Here is a 20811-nt window from a genome sequence, read left to right as displayed (position 1 = left end):
TGTAATGAGTTTTCGTTTGAAGGCCGCGACTGCCGCGGCATTTGCCCTGACCGCCACCGTCGCGGTTACGGCGGCCGACATGTCGAGCGCTAGCGAAGTCGCTCCTTCGGTCGTATCCCTTGCCGGGAATCAAGAGCTGAATGCAGCTCCGGCGGCTTCCAAGCCCGCTGTTATTTTTGCCGCGCCGCGCGAAGTCGCCCAGCCGCTGGCCGATCTTTCCAATAGCGCCGATGTGCGTGCCGACAATCTGTCCGCTCTGGTCGATGCACAGGGTGCAGCCGAAGACCTGGACAGCGACATGAAATGCCTGGCTGGTGCGGTATATTTCGAATCGAAGGGCGAGAGCCTGGAAGGCCAGCTGGCCGTTGCCCGCGTCATCATCAATCGCGTGAAGTCGGGCCGTTTCGCCAGCAGCCTGTGCGGCGTCGTCTATCAGCCGGGCCAATTCAGCTTCGTCCGTGGCCGTGGTATGCCGGCAATCCCCATGGCCAGCGAAAGCTGGCGCAATGCTGTCGCGATCGCGCAGATCGCAATGCAGGACAGCTGGAACAGCAAGGCCGAAGGCGCCCTGTTTTTCCATGCCCGCCGCGTGTCGCCGAGCTGGGGCAAGCGCCAACTGGCCTCGATCGACAATCATATTTTCTATCGCTGATCCTCGGGTCGCACATCACAAGGACAGCGGGCCGGTTCAGGAAACTGAATCGGCCTTTTCTTTTGTTCCCTTCTTGTTCTAAGATATGGGCATGAGTCCGGTTTCTTCCATGCCCGCCCCTGATCGGGACTGCTCTCCCCTGACCGATGGCACGGCGCTGGCCGTGGCGCGTGGCACGCTGCGGCTGTTTTTTCGCCATGACATGAGCGGGATATTGGAAGTGCCGCTGCCCAATGGGCGCCGCGCCGACATCATGGCGCTGGACAGCGCGGGGCGGATCAGCATCGTCGAGATCAAGTGCAGCCGCGCCGACCTGCTGGGTGACATGAAATGGCCGGACTATCTCGATTATTGCGATCGCTTCTTCTGGGCGGTGCCTTCCGGCTTTGACCTGTCGTTGTTCGACAGCGAGGCTTTATGGCCAGCGCGCACGGGCCTGATCGTCGCGGATCAATATGATGCCGAATTGCTGCGGCCTGCGCCCGTGGAACCGCTCGCGGCGGCACGACGGAAAGCGGAGACCCTGCGCTTTGCACGGCGGGCGGCGCGGCGGCTGACTGCATTGGCCGATCCCGATCATGCCGCCGAACTGGGATGGTGATGTAAGGACATCCACCATGAGGCGTCAGCGGGGGCGCGTACCCCAATATTCATCGGCCAGGAATCGGTGGAGCGCCGTCGATCCCTGCCGCGCTGCTGTCCGCGCCATGTGGCGGCGTATGTCATAGCTGCTGTTGTTCAGTCCGGTATGGAATGACTCCAGCGCCTTCTTCGTTTCATGTGGTGCATGCGTATAGGGCTGGAAGATATTGCCGAGGGCCTGTTCCCAGGCTTTCTCGATGTCGTTCTTGCGCTCCATAACCGGCCTCTCCGGGCTTGGGATGATATAGAGGAGATGGGAAGGCGGGGGGCGTGAGACAAGATGTGGCATGCTTGACGTGAGGCTGGAGCGTCGTGCCTCCAATGAAATGCGTTTTCACCGTTCGCCCTGAGCTTGTCGCAGAACTCCCTTTCTTTTCAGAACAAGGAGAGGGCTTCGACATTCGAACGAGGCAAGTGACTCGTTCGGACAGCCCGAACGGGGTTAGGTAAGCGCGATATGGGGCACAATTCCCGAAAGCAGGCGCAAGGAAGGCGTCTGACCCGGTCGTCCTAGAAGGTTGGACCCTGCACCGGCCCCGAAGGCGCGGCCTTTGGCTTCGATGCCGCCAACACCTCGACAATTCCGGAGGTGCGCGCATCCCGTTCCGCATAGTCGCGCGCGGACATGCCAGCGATCGTGTCGCGCTTGTCCGCATTCGCGCCCTGCGCGACGAGCAGGCGGACGAGTCCGATGTCGCGCAGCTGGACGGCGCGGATCAGCGGGGTTTCGCCGCTGCCGTTGGTTTTGTCGATCTGCGCCCCACCAGCCAGAAGGGTCCGGACGCCATCTTCGAACCGCGCCTGCACCGCATTCATGAGCGGGGTATTGCCACGATTGTCGGCAAGGTTGGGATTGGCGCCCTTGGCGAGCAGGAAGGACAGCCAGGTATTGTCGCGACGGGCGATGACGAGGTGCAGCGCGGTTTCGCCGCTGGTGACGTCGCGGCTGTTGATGACGGTCGATCCGGGCTTCTGGATGAGGTCGGTGACTTTCTGCCCGTCGGCGTCCTTGACCGCCTTCAGGAAATTATAGCTGTCCGAAAATTGCGCCTGCGCCGCGATTGGCGACAGCAATGTCAGCGCCAGAGCTGCTGCGCGAGCCGCGCCTATCCAAGCCGGAAAAGCCTTCATCATCGTCCTTAAGCCCCGTTGGCATTTGCAATAGCGCCCATAGCAGGGCATGGCTGGCGGCGCCATGAACAAAGCGATCCGTTCCCTCATCCTGCCGTTCACCGCCCTGCTGGCCGCCTGCAATATGGGTGCGGGCGGCAACGCATCAAGCGAGATGGAAGGCACGCGGGGGGATCTGGCCGGAGCGCGGATCGGAGCCGCCTTCACCCTGACCGACCAGGATGGGAAGAAGGTGCGGTGGGATGATTTCAAGGGCAAGTACCGGCTGGTCTATTTCGGCTACAGCTATTGCCCTGACGTCTGTCCGCTGGATTTGCAGCATATCATGCAGGGCTTTTCGCAGTTCGAGAAGGCGGATGCGAAGCGGGCGGCGAAGGTGCAGCCGATCTTCATCAGCGTCGATCCGGAGCGTGACACGCCTGCGGTGCTGAAGACTTATGTGGCGGCGTTTCACCCCAAGCTGATTGGACTGACCGGCACGCCCGAGGAAATCGCCAAGGTGGAAAAGGATTTCGTCGTCATCGCTAATAAGGAACAAGCGAAGGGCGACAGCGAGTATCTGGTCAGTCACACTCGCACGCCCTATTTGTTTGGGCCGGACGGCCAGCCCGTGGCGCTGGTGCCGGTGGACGATCCGGGGACGCCGGACCAAGATGAGGGAGGACGAGACAATGTGCGCGCCTTCCTGGAAAAATGGGTCAAGTGACGGTTTGAACTTCTGGGAAAAGCCCCTCGACAAGCTGGACCGCGCGGAGTGGGAAGCGCTGTGCGATGGCTGCGGCAAATGCTGCCTGCACAAGGCGGAGGATGAGGATACCGGGCGCGTCTATCCGACCAACGTCGCCTGCCGATTGCTCGACCGGCATAGCGGGCAGTGCAGCAATTACAGCGAACGGCGGCGGTTCGTGCCCGATTGCGTTCGGCTGACCCCGCAAAAGGTGAAGACGATCAGCTGGCTTCCGCGGACCTGCGCCTATCGGCTACGGGGTGAGGGCAAGCCGTTGCCGTCCTGGCACTATCTGATCAGCGGCGATCGCGAGGCGGTGCATCGCGCGAAGGAGTCGGTGCGCGGCTGGACGATCGCTGAGGCGGACGCGGGCGATTGGGAAAATCATCTTGTCGACCGGGAACTCTGACAACAGCATCACTATCGACGGCATTGCCGTTCCGGTTCGAATCCGCCGTTCAGCGCGGGCGAAGGCCTACCGCCTGTCACTGGATCATGCGCGCGGGGAGTTGCGGCTGTCGCTGCCGATGCGGGCCAATCTCAACCGGGCGCTGGGATGGGCGCAGGGGCATGAGGGCTGGGTCCGGTCGCAGATGGCGGCGCGGCCTGCAACGGTGCGGTTCGAGGATGGGATATGCTTTCCGCTCGAAGGGCGGGAGGTGCGGATCTGCTGGATGGCGGATGCGTCGCGCACCGTGCGGATCGAGGGCGATCGGCTGATGCTGGGGGGCGTGCGCGAGTCGGTCGGGCCGCGTGTGCTACGCTGGCTGAAGGCGCGGGCGAGGGCGGTGCTGGAAGAGGAGAGTCATGCGATGGCGGGCGATCATGACTTGATCGTGGCGTCGGTCGGCATTGGCGATCCGCGTAGTCGTTGGGCTAGCTGTGCGTCGAGCGGGGCGATCCGCTATAGCTGGCGGCTGATCTTGTGCCCGCCGCATGTCCGGCGGGCGACGGTGGCGCATGAGCTCGCTCATTTGCTGCACATGGATCACAGCCCGGCATTCCATGCGGCCCATGCGCGTATATTGGGGGAGGACCCCAAGCCTGCCCGTGCCTGGTTAAGGGAGCATGGGGCGGGGCTGCACCGCTATATGGTTTAGAGTGCGGCGTCACCCGCCGGGCACTCATGCGCGGCATCAGGTTGATGGGCGAGGCCGCAGTCGCGGCAGATGACATGATTGCCGGGGGCGAGGCCGTGGCCGACTGACACCCGCTCGTCAAAGACGTAGCAGTCGCCCTGCCAGCGGCTTTGTTCTTCCGGCATTTCCTCCAGATAACGCAGGATTCCGCCGCGCAGATGATAGACATGCTCAAACCCGCGTGAGCGCACCAGCGCCGTCGATTTTTCGCAGCGGATGCCCCCGGTGCAGAACATGGCGATGCGGGGTTCGCGGCCTTCTTCCCGAAGCTGCTCGGCGAAGCTGTCGAACCAAGCGGGAAATTCGCGGAAGGATCGGGTGCCGGGATCGATCGCGCGGTCGAAGCTGCCGACGGCGACTTCATAGGCATTGCGCGTGTCGATGACGATCGTGTCGGGATCGGCGATCAGTGCGTTCCATTCGGCCGGGTCGAGATAACGCCCGGCTTGGGAGGCGGGGTCGAGATCGCCTGCGCCCAGGGTCACGATCTCCGCCTTCACCTTGACCTTCATGCGGGCGAAGGGGGCTTCGTCCGCCGTGGCGAATTTGACATCCAGATCGGCGCAGCCCGGAAGCGTGCGGAGAAGGGTGAGGAGGGCGTCGATCGCCTGCTCGCTGCCCGCGACCGTGCCGTTGATGCCCTCGCGGGCGAGGATCAGCGTGCCGCATGTGCCAAGCTGCCCGCAGAGGTCGCGCAGCTGTGCCGCCAGCGCTTCTGGATCGGCGAAGCTGGCGAAGCGGTAGAGCGCGGCGATGGTGAAGGGCGGAGCCATAGCGGGCGCCATAGCGACTTCGCAGCCCTCTTGAAAGGGCGGGCGCGAGCGCGCATAGGCGGGCCATGGTTCCCTTTTCGTTCGCGGGTCACGAGTTTCTGGCTTTGCCTGAAGCGGCGCTGTTCTGGCCCGCGCGGTCGGCGTTGCTGGTCGCGGACCTGCATTTCGAGAAGGCGAGCTGGTTCAGCCGGTTCGGCCAGTTCCTGCCGCCCCATGATAGTCAGGCGACGCTGGACGTGATCGAGGCGCTGGTGGCGCGGACGGGGGCACGGGCCGTCTGGTCGCTGGGTGACAGCTTCCACGATGCGGATGGGGCGGCGCGGCTGCCGGTGAGGGCGCGTGAACGACTTGAGGCGCTGACGGCGCGGCTCGATTGGCTGTGGATTACTGGTAATCACGATGCGGGCATGGATGCGACACCAGGCGGTCGGCGAATGGCAGAGGCCGAGGTCGATGGCATCTGGCTGCGGCATGAGGCTGATCCGGTCGATCCGCGGCCTGAGATTTCGGGGCATTTTCACCCGAAGCTGCGGCTGTCGGTGCGGGGGCGAAGGGTGTCGCGGCGCTGCTTTGTGGGATCATCATCCAAGTTGATCCTGCCAGCCTTGGGCGCGCTCACCGGTGGACTGGATGCAAGCCATGGAGAAATCCGCCGCGCGGTGGGTCCCGGCGCCATGGCGATGGTGCCGGTCGCGGACAGGATGCTGCGCTTTCCGCTTGGCTAGAAACGCTACGGAAACCCCGCGTTAAGCTGTTGCTGCTAAGACACAGAAGCCGGTAATAAGGTCAAACGCCGGACGCAAAGGGTTGGAAAGGCTCGGTTGCCTTGCCTTCAGTCTGCTGTGTCCGCATAATCGCGCTCCTAAAGTCGACATGAGAAAATCATGCGCTGAAGGAGAGGAAAGGGTCCCATGAACAAGAAAAATCTCTGGCTGTTGTCCGCTGGCATGATAGCGCTGGCCGGGTCGGTGTCCCATGCCCAGGCGCAGGAAGCACAACCGCAGAACGGCGTGGCGGACGATGAAGGCATCATCATCGTCACCGCGACGCGCCGCCCCAGCCCCTTGTCTGATGTGCCCATCGCGGTATCGGCCGTATCAGCACAGGCAATGCAGAATAGCGGCGCGAGCGACATCCGGGCGCTCAACCAGCTGGCGCCATCGCTGCTGGTGTCATCGACCGGGTCGGAAGCCAATGCGTCCGCCCGTGTTCGCGGCATCGGCACGGTGGGTGACAATCCGGGCCTTGAAAGCTCGGTCGCGCTATTCATCGATGGCGTCTACCGTTCCCGCACGGGTGCGGGGCTTAACGAACTTGGCGAGATCGAGCGGGTCGAAGTGCTACGCGGACCGCAAGGGACGCTGTTTGGGCGAAACGCTTCGGCGGGTATGATCAACGTCATCAGCAAGGCGCCCGAATTCAAACTGGGCGGCAAGGCCGAGATAACCTACGGCAATTATGATTATTGGCGGCTCGCGGGGCGTATCACCGGGCCTGTTTCCGACAAGCTGGCGCTAAGCCTGGATGGCGTGTGGTCGAAGCGGGACGGTTTTTACGACCTGGTGGACACGAGCGGCAACAAGGTTGGCGAGACCAACGATCGCGATCGCTATTTCCTGCGCGGACAGGCGCTGTTCGAGCCCAATGATGCACTGTCGATCCGCTTGATCGGCGATTATACCAACCGCGATGAAAGCTGCTGCGGCGCGGCCTATATCGAAACGCGCGAGCGGCGGCCGGTCGCCGGTGGCGGCTACAGCACCGCGCCGTTCAACCGCATCGCGGCGATCCTTGCCGGACAGGGCAGCGTGTTCGCGGTCGATCCCTATGACCGCGAACTGACGATCACGCCCGGGCGCGAATATGTCAGCAAGGTCAAGGATTGGGGTCTGTCGGGTGAGGTCAATTATGATCTGGGCGGCGCGAAGCTGACCAGCATCACCGCCTATCGCGACTATAAGAGCCAGGATTATGGCGATTATGATTATAGCGGGGCGGACCTGCTGTATCGCGATCCCAATACCTATCGTCAGTTCCGCACCTTCACGCAGGAGCTGCGCGCACAGGGTTCTGCCTTTGGCGAGGTGCTCGACTGGCTGGTTGGCGGCTATTATGCGCATGAGAAGCTGACGCTGGAGGACAATATTGTCTTCGGCGACGACTATGGCCGCTTTGCTGCGTGCCGACTGATGGCGGGCGCAGGGGTCAACAGCAACCTGACGGCGCAGCAGTTGGCAGCGTGTGGCAGCGGTCTGGCGACACAGGCGCTGATCACCGGGACGCAGGCGCAGCTGAATGCGGCGCTGACACCAGCGGTCGGAGCAGGGCAGGCCGGGGCGATTTCCACCGGGCTGGGCAATGGGCTGCGCGCGCTCGCGGCCATTCCGGCAGGGACCGGCGATGTTGCTTCGGTCTATCGTCAGAAGAGCGAGAATTGGGCGCTCTTCACGCATAATATCATCCACATCACCAAGCAGATCGATCTGACGCTGGGTCTGCGCTACACGCATGAAAGCAAGCGTTTTTCGGCCGATTTCGACAATAACAACGCAATTTGCTCCGCATTGCAGGGGACGAGCCTGCCCACGCTGGCGACCACACCGGCCCTTGGCCAGGCAGCGGCGCTGGCGGGCGGCATCCTGACGCTGGGTTGTCTTGGCAACAGTTCGACCGGGCTCAACGCGCTGAACCTGAATGATCGGATTAGCGATGGCGAGTTTTCCGGGACGGCCGTGCTGTCGTGGAAGCCTTTGGATGAGATGCTGGTTTATGGCAGCTATTCGAAGGGCTATAAGGCGGGCGGTTATAATCTTGATCGCTTCCAGCTGGGATCTACTGGGCTCAACCCGGTTCCCGCTGTCTTTTCGCCACGTAGCAATGCGGATGTGACCAGCCTGCGCTTCGCTGCGGAGAAGGTCGATGCGTTCGAAGTGGGCCTGAAATATAGCCAGCCCAAGTGGAGCGTGAACATCGCGGCGTTCCGCCAGGAGTTCAAGAATTTCCAGCTGAACACCTTCAACGGCACCAGCTTCGTGGTCCAGAATATCAATGGCTGCGACGGTTCGCTTGTCGCGGGCCGTACCTGCGACAGCGGGGATGTGGGGCCGGGCCTGATCAGCCAGGGTGTCGAGCTGGAGCTGACGGCGTCGCCAGTGCGCAACGTCCGCGTGGCGGGTGGTTTGACCTACGCGCGGGCGAAGTTCGCCAACCGGCTGGTGGGCAGCGGCGATGGATCGGTGCCACTTGATCCGGCGCTGTTCCTGCTGCCGGGCTCGATCAACAGTCAGGCGCCCGAGGTGGTTACCACGGTCAGCGCTTCCTGGACGCCGGAGATCGGCTCTACGGGGCTGTCGGCGCTGTTCTACATCGACGGGCGCATGACCAGCGACTTTAACACCGGGTCGGACCTGTTCCCCGAAAAGCGGCAGGATGGTTATGCGGTGTTCAATGCACGTGTCGGCATCCGTGGGCCGCAGCAGCGCTGGGCGGTGGAATTCTGGGGCCAGAATATCTTCAACCAGGATTATACCCAGGTGGCCTTCAGCAGCCCGTTGCAATCGAGCAGCCCGTCAACATCGACGACCGGCCAGTTTGCTCTGGGCGCGCCGATGGCAAACCAGTTGATCTCGGCCTATCTGGCTGAACCCCGCACCTACGGCATCACGCTTCGCGGGAGTTTCTGATCATGCCTCTCCCGCTCGTCGGAACAGGGCGGGCGGGAGAGGGTCTTTCTCCAAACAACGCTGTGCCCACGCGAATGTGGGTTGCGCCCAGCATGATGGCGGTTTCGAAATCGCCTGACATGCCCATGGAAAGCTGGTCGACGCCCTCATCGCGGGCGATCTTTGCCAGTAACGCGAAATAGGGCGCGGGTTCTACGTCTGTGGGCGGGACACACATCAGGCCTTCGACCGGGACATCGGCGTCGCGTGCGGCGCGGATCAGGGACGGGGTTTCAGCGATCGGGCAGCCGCCCTTCTGCTCTTCCGCGCCGATATTGACCTGAATGAAGCAGGGGACTTGCTTGCCCGCTGCGTCCATGGCCTTGGCTAGGGCGGTGAGCAAGGATGGGCGATCAAGCGAATGTATGACGTCGAACAGGGCGACGGCGTCGGCGGCCTTGTTGGATTGAAGCTGGCCGACGAGGTGCAGGGCGATGTCCGGCGTTTGCTCGCGGATGGCAGGCCATTTGGCTTGCGCTTCCTGAACCCGGTTCTCGCCAAAGACGCGCTGCCCGGCGGCGATCAGCGGCTGGATCGCGGCGGCATCCTGTGTTTTGGAAACAGCGATGAGGGTGATGTCATCGGCGGTGCGGCCAGTGAGGCGAACGGCTCGGCCCATGGTTTCGCGCACGGCGTTCAGGCGGTTCGCGGCTTCGATGCTGTCGGTCGTCATGGGGGCTGCTATAGGCGAGGGCGATGACAGGTCGCTACGCTAAAAATATGCACTCCATCTGGTTGGTCACGGACGAGCGCGTTGCGTCCGCAGTGCTGCTGGCAAGTGCCGCGCGGTTGCCGAAGGGGCGGGGGGCAATCCTGTTCCGGCACTATCGCACGGGGCCGCGTGAACGGCGGGCGCTATTCGACCGGGTGGCGGAGGTCGCACGGCGGCGGCGCTTGAAGCTGCTGTTGGCGGGATCGGCGCGGGAGGCAGCGGCCTGGGGCGCTGATGGTTGGCATGGGCGTGGGGCCGGATGGACTGCACGGCCGTTGTTGCGCAGCATGGCCGTTCACGATGCGCGGGAGTTGCGAGGGGCCGAGCGCGCGGGGGCGGGCCTTATCTTCCTGTCGCCGCTGTTCGCCACGCGGTCGCATCCGGGGGGAAGAGTGCTGGGACGGGTGGGATTCGCGGCGTTGGCGCATAGGGCGCGGATGCCGGTGATTGCCTTGGGGGGCGTTCGCGCGGGGCATCGGCGGATGTTGAAAGGACTGGGTGCTTTGGGGTGGGCGGCGATTGATGGTCTGACGGGGGGATCGGTGGTGGGGTGATGGCGGCTGAATGCATTCGCGAGTTGGCCTGCCCTACCGCAAACTTACGTGGTTAGCGGGCCTACGCGCTCCACCAGCGCGGCCAAGAATTTGCCGGGTTCTTCGAACATTGGAAGATGAGCAGACCGTTCGAACCACACCAATTCCTTGAGTGGGGCATCCAAGTCTGCAAGCCATTGTTCCGCGATGTGGGGAGAACTCACCCGATCATGGCGTCCGAGGAATAGCAGGACGGGAACCTTAATATGCTTCACGCCCGAAAAGCTAATCACCGCTAATTGCGGCCACACGCGAGGCATCGTGAACGAAAAGCCTGCTCCGATGGCTTGACCGTCAGCAGTGCTGTGCGCTGGCGAAAGCAGGAAGGAATGTGCGTGAAAGTTCGTATCCTCTCTGTAGGCAGCAAAGCCACCAAAGCTGCGGACCCACTTCCGCTCGACTCTGGTTTTTTCGAGATCAAGGCCGTGTTCTTCCGGATATGGTGAAATTGCATTCAATTCTGATAACGCGTCGGCGTTATTGGTTCTGGCAGCTTCGGACAAAGTCCAAGCGTATCCTTCCCGCTCGTTTTTCAGGAAATCTATCACCTGTGCCACGCCGACATAAGCGTGGACGAGATCTGGTCGCTTTATTGCAACGGCAAGTCCGACGGCAGACCCCCAACTGTGGCCAACGATGATGACCTTCGGCTTCTCATAGCGGGCACAGAGTAGCTCGATGAGTTCAATTGCATCGTCGCAATAACGTTCAAACGTCAATGTCGGGCCAACCGCCTCCGGCTCATTGAGCGGAAAGGAAAGACCGGCGCCCCGCTGATCCCATTGGGCTACCGTGAAAAAATCCTCCCAGGGCCGTTGGTATGTCCAGGCAATTGGAAGCTCAGTTGATGCCGGGCCGCCATGAATGAACAGAATCAGAGGGTTAGCGGTATCAGTGCCCCGGATGGCGACAAACTGGCGGGTGCCACCCAACTCGAAATCGACCTTGAGGTCGATTGCGGTGGGCATAGACAAACGTTGCATCTCACCAAGGAGAGAGCGTCCAGCAGCATAAGGATCATTATCACTCAAACCTGTACCTCTCATCACCACGTCATTTGAGCAAGCGTGCCAGCGAAGCGGACAGGCCGCAATCAGGCACAAAGGATCATCCTGCAAATGGCGCGGGCGCTCGGCCCAGCCTCACAAGATCCCAGCGTCCGCTGGGATGACGAAGGAGCGGCAATAGCTATCTGTGGAAGCAGTTACGGTCGAGCCACCAAAATGGCCTTAACCCGGATAGCGACTTACAGAATCCGGGTATCAGTTCACCAAGATCAGAACTTGAACACGGTGCCCAGATAGACGGCCTGGTTATCCTGCCGCTCGTCGGTCATCGGGGTCAGGCGGCCGATGACGCTGTTGTTGTAGCGTAGGCCAGCGGTGACGTTCAGGTTGCGCGTCAGCGAGTAGGAGCTGGCGAGGTCCAGCGAATAATCCTTGTCCGCATTGGGGCGCACAGCCGTGCCCGGATCGCGGCGGCTTTCGATCATCACCTTGGTGCTGAAACGGTTCTTGGCTCCCTGATCCAGCGAGAAATTCTTTGCGCCAGCCATTTGCTCGATCGAAACCGGGTCCAGTTCCTTGCGGCCCACAGCTTCTGGCAAAGCGAATTTGCGCCAGTTATGCGCATTGTTCAGGCTGAAGGCGACGGGGGCGATGCCGACCGGGTCGATCGTGCGGCTGACCGTGACGCGATCGTTGAGATCGGCGGCGCGGACCATCACCGTCACTGAACGCTGCCCGCTGAGCGAGCCGCTGGTGGGGGTGAAGCGGAAATTCTGACGGCCAGCGGACGCTGCGATCCGGGCATAGGCAGCAGCCAGGCGCGGGTCCTTGGTCGTCGGGGTGAAGGAGGAAATGCTGCCCAGAGCGCCAAGCGACACAGGCACGGCGGCGCGTAGTCGAGCAAGATCGGTTGCGGCGCCAATAGCGGGAGACAGCATAAAGCCAGCGACGGCAACTGCCGCGCTTGCCAATGCCAAATATCCCCTATTCATGCGCATAACGCGAATCTCTTCCCCACCGACTTATTTTCAAAACTTGTACACCCGTCGGGCCGCGATGGGTAGTACGTCATGACCTTTTTGTCCGGGCTGTTGCACGGAACACACAGAGTCCAAAACGCGGCTGGCGGCCAAGCGTTGCAACTGCTGCCACGGCCCCCTTGCCCATTGCGACGGCTTCTCTATAGAAGCGGGGCGTTTTTATTCAATATGGGACATGCCCTGATGGTCCGCCGCCTACCCGCTTCTGTTTCCGCCGGTCTGCTGCTGGCCGCGCTTTTGCCGCTCGCTGCCTGCGGCGGCGGGGCCAAGGAACGTCCCAAGGCCGATCTGGCCGCGTCCAAAGTGACGACGATCGGCGTCAACAGCTATCTGTGGCGCGCGACGCTGGACACGCTGTCCTTCATGCCGATGGTGCAGACAGATTCCAACGGTGGCGTGATCGTGACGGACTGGTACGCCAATCCGAACACGCCCAATGAACGGATGAAGCTGACCGTGTCGATCCTGGATCAGGACCTGCGCGCCGACGCGCTGCGCGTCGCGGCCAGCCGCCAGGTCAATCAGGGCGGCCAGTGGGTCGATGCGCCGGTGCAGGCTGCGACCGTGCAGAAGCTGGAAGAGATCATCCTGACCAAGGCGCGCGACCTGCGCCGCATGGCGATTGCAGGCTAAGCCCTTCCTTTCATCCAATTTCTTGAACAACAAAGGGGCTGGGCTTGGAAGAGCTCAGCCCGCATGCATTTTGGGGACGTGAACAGATGCAAAGGCGCTTCAACCCGCTTGAGGCCGATGCCCGCTGGCAGGCCGTATGGGACGAGAAGCAGACGTTCAAGGCGTCGGATACGAGCGACAAGCCGCGTTCCTATGTGCTGGAGATGTTCCCCTATCCGTCCGGGCGCATCCATATCGGTCATGTCCGCAACTATTCGATGGGCGACGTGTTGGCACGGTTCCGCCGGATGACCGGGCATGAAGTGCTGCACCCGATGGGCTGGGACGCTTTTGGCATGCCCGCCGAAAATGCCGCGATGGAAAAGAAGGTGCATCCGGGCGACTGGACGCGGTCCAATATCGCGACGATGCGAGCGCAGCTGAAGAAGCTGGGCTTTGCGCTGGATTGGAGCCGCGAACTCGCCACCTGTGAGCCGGACTATTATGGGCAGGAACAGGCGCTGTTCCTCGACATGCTGGAAGCGGGGCTGGTTTACCGGAAGGAAAGCGCGGTCAATTGGGACCCGGTCGATATGACCGTGCTGGCCAATGAGCAGGTGATCGACGGCAAGGGCTGGCGATCCGGTGCGCTGGTCGAGAAGCGCAAGCTCAGCCAGTGGTTCCTCAAGATCACGCAATTTGCCGATGATCTGCTGAGTGGGTTGAAGACGCTGGATCAGTGGCCTGAAAAGGTGCGGCTGATGCAGGAGAACTGGATTGGCAAGTCGGTCGGTTTGCAGTTCCGCTTCAAGCTGGATGAGGCGGTGGATGGCATCGGGGAGCTGGAGGTCTTTTCGACCCGGCCCGATACGATCTTCGGTGCGAGCTTTGCGGCGATCGCGGCGGACCATCCGATCGCTTTGGCGCTGGAGGCGAAGGATGCGGGTCTGGCTGCGTTCGCTGAGGAATGCCGTCATAGCGGTACTGCCGCTGCGGAGATCGAGACGCAGGAGAAGAAGGGGTATGACACCGGGCGATCGGTGATCCATCCCTTTACTGGCCGTAAGCTGCCGTTGTTCGTCGCGAATTTCGTGCTGATGGAATATGGCACGGGCGCCGTTATGGCGGTGCCGGGGCATGACCAGCGCGACCTCGACTTCGCGCGCAAATATATGCTGCCGGTCGACCGCGTGGTCGCGGCCGAGGGTGATGAGGACAAGGGTATCGGCGACGAAGCCTATGCCGGGCCGGGCCGCCTCGTGAATTCGGACTTCCTCAACGGCATGAGCGTCGAGGATGCGAAGGCTGAGGTGATCCGCCGTGCCGAGGGCGAAGGCTGGGGCAACGGCACGACCGTGTTCCGCCTGCGCGACTGGGGCGTGTCGCGCCAGCGCTACTGGGGGACGCCGATCCCGGTGATCCATTGCGACGATTGCGGTGTGGTGGGCGTGCCCAAGGATCAGCTGCCGGTGGTGCTGCCGGAGGATGTGAGCTTCGACATTCCGGGCAATCCGCTCGACCGCCATCCGACATGGAAGCATGTGGATTGCCCGAAGTGCGGCAAGGCCGCGCGACGCGAGACCGATACGCTGGATACGTTCGCGGACTCCAGCTGGTATTTCATCCGCTTCGCCAGCCAGCCCAAGGACAAGCCCTTCGATCGCGAGACGGTCGAGAAGTGGCTGCCGGTGGGGCAATATATCGGCGGCGTGGAACATGCGATCCTGCATCTGCTCTACGCGCGGTTCTGGACGCGGGCGCTCCAGCATATGGGGCAGTTGGGCTTTGCCGAGCCGTTCACTGGCCTGTTCACGCAGGGCATGGTGACGCATGAGACCTATTACCGCACCAAGCTTGTAGACGTCACGAATGCGGCTGGTAACGCGGCTGAAATGCTGACGATCGACGAGTTTTATTCGCCTAACGAAGTTCGCAGAACGGCCGATGGCGCTACGTTGGTAACGGACGGATCGCCGGTCGAAGTTGGCCGTGTGATCAAGATGTCCAAGTCCAAAAAGAATGTCGTCGATCCCGATGACATCATCGCCCAATATGGTGCGGACGCGGTGCGCTGGTTCATGCTGTCCGATAGCCCGCCCGAGCGCGACCTGCCCTGGACCGAAAGCGGCATCGAGGGCAGCTGGCGCTTCATCAACCGGCTTTGGAGGCTGTTTGGAGAGGCGGACAAGGCGGCCGAGGGTGAAGACAAGGCGCTGGACCGCAAGCTGCACCAGACGATCGACGGCATCGCCAAGGATATCGAGGCGCTGTCCTTCAACAAGGCGGTGGCGAAGATCTACGAACTGACCAACGCGGTGGAAAAGGCCAAGCCTTCGGCGAGCCGGAGCGGGGCGATCCGGGCGCTGGCATTGCTGGTCGCGCCGATGACGCCGCATCTGGCCGAGGAAGCCTGGGCGGACATGGGTGAGGAAGGCCTGATTGCCGACGCAGCCTGGCCCCAGGTCGATCCGGCGCTACTGGTCGAGGATGAGGTGACGATCGCCTGCCAGGTCATGGGCAAGCTGCGCGACACCATCACCGTGCCCAAGGGGACGAGCAAGGATGAGCTGGAACGGCTCGCCCTTGCCGCGCCCAATGTGGCGCGGACGCTGGATGGCGCGACCCCGAAGAAGGTGATCGTGGTGCCTGACAGGCTGGTCAACCTAGTCATTTAACAACGAACCGTTCGCCCTGAGCTTGTCGAAGGGCTCTCTTTTCTTCAAAAGAAGAACAGGGCTTCGACAGGCTCAGCCCGAACGGGTAGAGAGTGTCCCATGAAGCGCATTTTGCCCCTGCTCGCTGCTACCGTCATCCTCTCCGCTTGTGGTCTGCGTCCCGTCTATAGTGGCGGCAGTCATGGCGCGGTCGCGCAGAAGCTGGGCAATGTCGAGGTTGCGCTAATTGAGGGCAAGGGCGGCTGGCTGGTGCGCAATGCGCTCAACGATCGCCTGTCGGCGATGAGCGGCGCGGGGCCGAGCTACAGACTGATGGTGAAGCTGGATGACCAGATCAGCGGCTTTGGCTTGCGCGCCGACCAGGCGATTACGCGCGAACGGCGGACGTTGCGGGCGCGCTATCAGTTGATCGATGCGGCCACCGGCGCGCAGGTGATCGACGATACGGCGGGATCGGACGCGGGCATCGACGTCACGTCCAGCGAATATGCGACCATCGCGGCGGAAGATACCGCGCTGGAACGGCTGTCGCAGACCATCGCGGACCAGATCGTCTCCCGGCTCGCGCTGTTCGCGGCGAGGGACCAGCAGCGTTGAAGGCCAATCGCGGCCAGATTGAAAAGGCGCTCGACGCACCCCCGGCCGATATCCGTTTCTTCCTGCTCTACGGACCCGATGAGGCGGGGAGCGCGGCGCTGGGCAAGCGGCTTGAACGGGCGATGGGGCCGGAGGCGGAGCGCGTCGATCTGGATGGGCAGACATTGCGGGACGATCCCGCCCGGCTGGCGGATGAGGCCGCGTCCTTTTCCATGTTCGGTGACCGGCGCTGGATACGCGTCAATGGCATGGGCGAGGAGTCGCTGCCCGCGGTGACGGCATTGTTCGAAGCGCTGGCGGCAGGCAACCCGGTGATCGCTACCGCAGGGGCGCTGAAAGGTACGTCCAAGCTGCTGAAACTGGCGCTCGACAGTCCAATGGCAATGGCGTTCGCCTCCTATCAGCCGGATGCGCGGGAGGCAGAGCAGATTGCCGTCGCGATCGCGCGCGAAGGGGGACTGCGCCTGCCCGCCGAGTTGGCGAAGCGGATAGTTGACCTTGCCAATGGCGACCGCGCGTTGATGGGCGGTGAGATCGAGAAGCTGATCCTCTATCTCGACGCCGCGCCGGATCGGCCAGCCGAGGCGACGGCGGAAGCGCTGGACGCCCTGTCGGCCGACAATCCCGATTCGGACGCGGCGCCGCTGGTCAATGCCGTGCTGGGGGGCGACCTGCGCGCCATGCATCGGGAACTGGGGCGTCTGGCTGAGGCAGGGACCGCGATGGCGGCGGTGCTGCGTCCGCTTCTGACCCGTGCGATGCTGCTCGCCAATATTCGCTCGTCTTTCGATGACAGCGGACGGCTGGAGGGAGCCGTCGAAGCTGCGGGCAAACAGGTATTCTGGAAGGAAAAGGGCGTCGTCACCCGGCAGGTGCGGCTGTGGGACGCGCATGGCATAGCGCGGGTGATCCAGCGGCTGGCGCAGGCGGAGCGCGCGAGCCGGTCGGGCAGGGGGCTTGGCGACCTGATGGTGCGCCATGAACTGCTAGCCATTGCGCGGCAGGCGGCACGGGAGCGCTAAGCGCTTGATCGCAGGAAGTCGCGTCGCCATATTGCGGCCATGGACAAGCTCAACCTGACCGACGCCGAATGGCGCGAGCGCCTTTCTTCCGACCAATTTCATGTATTGCGAGAGGCGGGGACGGAGCGGGCCTTTACCGGCAAATATAACAGCAACAAGGCCGACGGCGTCTATTTTTGCGCCGGCTGTGGGGCCGAACTGTTCGATGCCGAGGAAAAATATGACAGCGGCTCTGGCTGGCCCAGCTTTACCGCACCGGTCGACATCGACGCGGTGGAGGAGATTCGCGACAGCAGCCACGGCATGATCCGCACCGAAGTGCGTTGCGCGAAGTGCGAAGGGCATTTGGGCCATGTCTTTCCCGATGGTCCGGGCGTCAACGGCCTGCGCTATTGCATGAACAGTGCGTCGCTGGACTTCAAGCCGCGCAACGAGGTTGAATAATCATTCATCGCCGGTAAAGCGTCGCTCCTCTTGAGAACCAAGATCACAGGGTTGTCAGCGCCCGTTTTGCGCTGGTGGCTTGATCCCTTAGCGCGTATCCGGGCGATGTAGATGGCACGAGCAGGCAAGAGCAAGGACACGCCCGGGGGCGCGAAGCGGTGGCTGATCCGGGGCATCAAGTTCGGACTGGTCGCGACGGTGGGCGCTTTGTTCGCGATCGTCGTGGCGGTGGTGATCGCCTACCAGTCGCTGCCCGATTATGAATCGCTGAAATCATCGCCCAATGGACAGATGATCCGTGTCCATGCCGCCGACGGCAGCGTGATCGTGTCGCTGGGGCCGAGCTTTGGCCGCTGGCTGTCCTATGACCAGATACCGACGGTGATGGTCGATGCGATGGTTTCGACGGAGGACAGGCGCTTTTACCTGCATCCCGGCGTCGATCCGATCGGCATGGCGCGCGCGACCTGGGTGGCGTTGGAGAATCGGGGCAAGGGCCGCCGCTGGCAGGGTGCATCGACCATCACCCAGCAGGTGACGCGCAACATCTTCCTCAACAACAGCTATAGTTGGGGCCGCAAGGTACGGGAGATGATCCTGGCGCTGGCGCTGGAGCGGAAATTTTCCAAGCGGCAGATTTTGGAGCTGTACCTCAACAAGGTGTATTTCGGCGGCGGCGCCTATGGCATCGACGCCGCCAGCCGCAAATTCTTCGGTCATCCCGCCGCCGCGCTCAGCCTGCCGGAAGCGGCGATCATCGCGGGGCTGGTGAAGGCGCCGTCGAGCTATTCGCCCACCGCCGATGCCGAAGCGGCAATCGGCCGTGCGGGCGTCGTGCTGGAACTGATGCAGGAAAATGGCGCGATCAGCGCGGCGCAGCGGGCCAGCATCGACCTGAACGACGTCAAGATGGCGCCGGAGCCTCCGCAAAACAGTGTGCGCTACTTCACCGACTGGGCGCTGCCGCAACTCGATGTGCTGGTGGATGAGCCCAATGAGCCGCTGGAGGTCTATACCACCATCGATCTGGGCATGCAGAAGGCGGCGACGGCGGCGATCCAGGCGAATGTGCCGGGGGGTGCGCAGGGTGCGCTGGTTTCGCTCGATCGGGATGGCGCGGTGCGGGCGATGGTCGGGGGGCTCGACTATGTGACATCCAACTATAACCGGGCGACGACAGCCACGCGGCAGCCGGGCTCGGCCTGGAAGATATTCGTCTATATGGCGGCGCTGGAGGCGGGCTATACGCCTGATACCGGCGTTACGGACAAACCGGTGACGATCAACGGATGGAGCCCGCGCAACAGCAGCGGTCGCTATTCCGGCGACATCGATGTTCGGACGGCCTTCGCTTACTCCATCAACACGGTTGCGGCGCAGCTGGGCGTTGAGGTGGGCTTTCCGACCGTGGCGGACATGGCGCGGCGCTTTGGCGTGACGACGCCGATTAATACGCATCCCTCAATGGTGCTGGGCACGTCCGATGTGCGCCTGATCGACATGACGCGCGCCTTTGCCTCGATCGCGCGCAAGGGCGTGGCGGTGACGCCCTATGGCATCACCAAGGTGACAACGGCCGATGGGCGGATGCTCTACCAGCATCAGGATGATACCAGCCGGGTACTGGTTGCGCCCTGGGTAGCTGCGGGGATGACCGACCTGATGCAGACGGCGGTCAGCACGGGCACGGGCAAGGCGGCGCAGATTGGTCGGCCAGTAGCGGGCAAGACGGGCACCACCAGCAGCAACAAGGATGGCTGGTTCCTGGGCTTTTCCAGCGGGATCACCACCGGCGTATGGATGGGTAGGGACGATGCGCGGCCGGTGAGTGTTTTGCAGGGTGGCCGCGCGCCCGCGCACGCCTTTGCCGACTATATGAAGGTCGCCGTTGCCCGCCGCCCGGTCGAGCAGTTCGAGACGCAGGTGACGCTGCCCGAATGGCAGTTGGAGCCCGACGACGAGGCCTATTATGGCCAGCCCGATAATGGAACGGGTGGGGGCATGATGGTCGATGAAAATGGATTGCCGATCAGTCAGGACCCGCAGCAGCAGCAGCAGGATCAGGAGCCCCAGCAGGACGATCAGTCGGTCGATCAGGCGCCTCCTGCCCGGACGGCGCCGCCAAAGCTGGACCAGCAATGGATCGATCAGGTGCTCGGCCGCGACAGGCAGCGGACTGCGCCGCGCTAAGGTATCGATCCCTAAATCGGCACTCCCCCTATTACCGTTCGCCCTGAGCCTGTCGAGCCGCAGGCTGGCGAAGCCAACGGTTCTACTTCCTTTTAGAAAGAAGAGGGCTTCGACAAGCTCAGCCCGAACGGAGTTGAGTGATGGAGATAGAGGGTACAAGGCTCTAAAATGCTCTAACCGGCCTGACGGGGCGCTGCGGCAAAGCGCCGTGGATCAAAGGCGCTGGCATCCGGCATCAGGAAATCGACCTTGCCCCGGCCAAAGTCGATGGCGACGCGATCGAACATTCTGAGGGCTTGAATGCCCAGTAGCAGGGTCGGCTTGTCCTGCAGCCCAAGTTCGCTGAATGGCTGGGCATCGGCGAACATGACTGGCAGATCGGTCAAGGCGATGGGGCCCATGCGGATCCTGCCGATGCGTCCAAGCTGACCCGTCAGGGTCTCGCCGGTTACGCTCATCAGGCTGATCTCGCTCATCGCCGGGGCGCGTTTCTTGCGGATCAGCTTGTCGCGCAGGGCGAGATTGCCAACGCTTAGATGGGTGCCGGTGTCGAGGATGATGTTGACCTTCAACCCGTTGGCGTCGGAATGCAGCAGTATGAGTTGCCCCTTGCGGCGCCGTGCCTCGACGATGATGGCGTTGGGGTCCCGCCATGAGGGACGGCTGGCGCCGATTTCCATTCGGCCGGTGCGGAAATTCAGGAGGAGGCGCTTGGCATGCAGGCTGTCGAGCCCGAGCAGCCCAGCCGCGCCGAGATGGTCCCCCTCCAGCACGGGCGCTTCGATGTCATCGACCGTTTCCGCGCCATAGCCGAGCCGCGGAATGGCGACGGTGCGCGTTTCCTGGCGACCCGCCATGCTGATGATGGTGACGTGGCGTCGGGCGGGCAGGGCGAGCCGATCGGCAAGGTCACGGGAGATGACGGTGCGCTGTGATCCGGTATCGACGATGAAGTTCCAGGGGCCGCGTCCATCGATGTGGATGGGGATGGAGACGCGGTCGTCACTGGTTGAGAGGGTGCGGACCACGGCGGGCGGATCGGCCGCAGGGACCGGCTGACCCGCGGCGGGCGGGCACATCATCAGGATGGCCATTGCAGGGACGAGATAAGGCCTTCTCATGCCCTTCGCCTC

At 62.8% G+C, this 20811-nt stretch carries 21 protein-coding genes; 14 read left to right on the top strand and 7 right to left on the bottom strand.

Translation table 11 applies throughout. From position 1 onward, the window contains the following. Window positions 1–4 precede the first annotated feature (4 nt). Both ACZ5TH_RS11355 and ACZ5TH_RS11350 read left to right on the top strand, forming a co-directional pair. A complete protein-coding gene (locus ACZ5TH_RS11355; protein ID WP_449474529.1) occupies window positions 5–652 on the top strand; it encodes a cell wall hydrolase in 648 nt (215 codons plus the stop codon). A 109-nt stretch (window positions 653–761) separates the two neighbouring features. After that, window positions 762–1253, top strand: a complete 492-nt coding sequence (locus tag ACZ5TH_RS11350) for an MmcB family DNA repair protein (protein WP_460987060.1) — start codon at window positions 762–764, stop codon at window positions 1251–1253. A 24-nt stretch (window positions 1254–1277) separates the two neighbouring features. Here the strand turns inward: ACZ5TH_RS11350 and ACZ5TH_RS11345 are convergent, their stop codons facing one another. Beyond that, window positions 1278–1511: a hypothetical protein gene (locus ACZ5TH_RS11345; protein ID WP_449474527.1), complete on the bottom strand. Its 234-nt coding sequence runs from the start codon at window positions 1509–1511 to the stop codon at window positions 1278–1280. 293 nt (window positions 1512–1804) lie between these two features. Further along, on the bottom strand, window positions 1805–2428 hold the full coding sequence (locus ACZ5TH_RS11340; protein ID WP_464793975.1) for an ankyrin repeat domain-containing protein: 624 nt from the start codon (window positions 2426–2428) through the stop codon (window positions 1805–1807). 46 nt (window positions 2429–2474) lie between these two features. On the opposite strand from ACZ5TH_RS11340, the gene ACZ5TH_RS11335 reads away from it, so the two are divergent. From ACZ5TH_RS11335 to ACZ5TH_RS11325, 3 genes are read left to right on the top strand one after another with little or no spacing between them, the layout of a single operon-like run. After that, a complete protein-coding gene (locus tag ACZ5TH_RS11335; RefSeq protein WP_464793974.1) occupies window positions 2475–3131 on the top strand; it encodes an SCO family protein in 657 nt (218 codons plus the stop codon). Window positions 3132–3135: 4 nt separating this feature from the next. Beyond that, window positions 3136–3561 (top strand): YcgN family cysteine cluster protein, encoded by a 426-nt coding sequence (locus ACZ5TH_RS11330; protein ID WP_230463201.1) that lies wholly within the window; start codon window positions 3136–3138, stop codon window positions 3559–3561. After that, window positions 3542–4252: a M48 family metallopeptidase gene (locus ACZ5TH_RS11325; RefSeq protein WP_464793973.1), complete on the top strand. Its 711-nt coding sequence runs from the start codon at window positions 3542–3544 to the stop codon at window positions 4250–4252. Before ACZ5TH_RS11330 ends, ACZ5TH_RS11325 begins: the two co-directional genes overlap by 20 nt. Here ACZ5TH_RS11325 and trhO read toward each other — a convergent pair. Continuing rightward, on the bottom strand, window positions 4249–5064 hold the full coding sequence (trhO, locus tag ACZ5TH_RS11320) for an oxygen-dependent tRNA uridine(34) hydroxylase TrhO (RefSeq protein WP_464793972.1): 816 nt from the start codon (window positions 5062–5064) through the stop codon (window positions 4249–4251). The two genes, ACZ5TH_RS11325 and trhO, sit on opposite strands and share 4 nt — an antisense overlap. Before the next feature lie 65 nt (window positions 5065–5129). On the opposite strand from trhO, the gene pdeM reads away from it, so the two are divergent. Both pdeM and ACZ5TH_RS11310 read left to right on the top strand, forming a co-directional pair. Then, window positions 5130–5789, top strand: a complete 660-nt coding sequence (gene pdeM, locus ACZ5TH_RS11315) for a ligase-associated DNA damage response endonuclease PdeM (RefSeq protein ID WP_464793971.1) — start codon at window positions 5130–5132, stop codon at window positions 5787–5789. Window positions 5790–5975: 186 nt separating this feature from the next. Then, window positions 5976–8747, top strand: a complete 2772-nt coding sequence (locus ACZ5TH_RS11310) for a TonB-dependent receptor (RefSeq protein WP_464793970.1) — start codon at window positions 5976–5978, stop codon at window positions 8745–8747. Here the strand turns inward: ACZ5TH_RS11310 and ACZ5TH_RS11305 are convergent. Then, window positions 8725–9459 carry a YggS family pyridoxal phosphate-dependent enzyme gene (locus ACZ5TH_RS11305; protein WP_464793969.1) on the bottom strand — a complete coding sequence of 245 codons (735 nt, stop codon included), beginning with the start codon at window positions 9457–9459 and terminating at the stop codon, window positions 8725–8727. The genes ACZ5TH_RS11310 and ACZ5TH_RS11305 overlap by 23 nt on opposite strands. 23 nt (window positions 9460–9482) lie before the next feature. On the opposite strand from ACZ5TH_RS11305, the gene ACZ5TH_RS11300 reads away from it, so the two are divergent. Then, entirely contained in the window at window positions 9483–10052 is a 570-nt protein-coding gene (locus ACZ5TH_RS11300; protein WP_464793968.1) for a thiamine phosphate synthase, read from the top strand. Between the two features lie 44 nt (window positions 10053–10096). Here the strand turns inward: ACZ5TH_RS11300 and ACZ5TH_RS11295 are convergent, their stop codons facing one another. Then, the gene (locus tag ACZ5TH_RS11295) at window positions 10097–11122 is read right to left on the bottom strand and encodes an alpha/beta fold hydrolase (RefSeq protein WP_464793967.1); all 1026 of its coding nucleotides are present in this window, start codon (window positions 11120–11122) and stop codon (window positions 10097–10099) included. A gap of 245 nt (window positions 11123–11367) precedes the next feature. Then, window positions 11368–12096 (bottom strand): hypothetical protein, encoded by a 729-nt coding sequence (locus tag ACZ5TH_RS11290; RefSeq protein ID WP_464793966.1) that lies wholly within the window; start codon window positions 12094–12096, stop codon window positions 11368–11370. A 225-nt stretch (window positions 12097–12321) separates the two neighbouring features. Here ACZ5TH_RS11290 and ACZ5TH_RS11285 point away from each other — a divergent pair, with 225 nt between their 5' ends. From ACZ5TH_RS11285 to ACZ5TH_RS11260, 6 genes are all read left to right on the top strand, one after another. Beyond that, window positions 12322–12771, top strand: a complete 450-nt coding sequence (locus ACZ5TH_RS11285) for a DUF3576 domain-containing protein (RefSeq protein ID WP_449474517.1) — start codon at window positions 12322–12324, stop codon at window positions 12769–12771. 86 nt (window positions 12772–12857) lie between these two features. After that, the gene (gene leuS, locus ACZ5TH_RS11280; protein ID WP_464793965.1) at window positions 12858–15425 is read left to right on the top strand and encodes a leucine--tRNA ligase; all 2568 of its coding nucleotides are present in this window, start codon (window positions 12858–12860) and stop codon (window positions 15423–15425) included. A 99-nt stretch (window positions 15426–15524) separates the two neighbouring features. Beyond that, the gene (gene lptE, locus ACZ5TH_RS11275) at window positions 15525–16022 is read left to right on the top strand and encodes an LPS assembly lipoprotein LptE (RefSeq protein WP_464793964.1); all 498 of its coding nucleotides are present in this window, start codon (window positions 15525–15527) and stop codon (window positions 16020–16022) included. Then, window positions 16019–17044: a DNA polymerase III subunit delta gene (holA, locus tag ACZ5TH_RS11270; RefSeq protein ID WP_464793963.1), complete on the top strand. Its 1026-nt coding sequence runs from the start codon at window positions 16019–16021 to the stop codon at window positions 17042–17044. The genes lptE and holA overlap by 4 nt, the downstream gene beginning before the upstream one ends. 39 nt (window positions 17045–17083) lie before the next feature. Beyond that, the gene (msrB, locus tag ACZ5TH_RS11265) at window positions 17084–17488 is read left to right on the top strand and encodes a peptide-methionine (R)-S-oxide reductase MsrB (protein WP_460987046.1); all 405 of its coding nucleotides are present in this window, start codon (window positions 17084–17086) and stop codon (window positions 17486–17488) included. Window positions 17489–17599: 111 nt separating this feature from the next. Next, a complete protein-coding gene (locus tag ACZ5TH_RS11260) occupies window positions 17600–19678 on the top strand; it encodes a transglycosylase domain-containing protein (protein ID WP_464793962.1) in 2079 nt (692 codons plus the stop codon). A 173-nt stretch (window positions 19679–19851) separates the two neighbouring features. Here ACZ5TH_RS11260 and ACZ5TH_RS11255 read toward each other — a convergent pair whose 3' ends face one another. Beyond that, window positions 19852–20772 (bottom strand): retroviral-like aspartic protease family protein, encoded by a 921-nt coding sequence (locus tag ACZ5TH_RS11255; protein ID WP_464795104.1) that lies wholly within the window; start codon window positions 20770–20772, stop codon window positions 19852–19854. Between the last annotated feature and the right edge of the window lie 39 nt (window positions 20773–20811).

The organism is Sphingobium sp. TomTYG73 (genome assembly GCF_055394245.1).
Note: the sequence above shows the minus strand (reverse complement) of the source record. Positions and strands in the feature narration are given on the sequence as shown.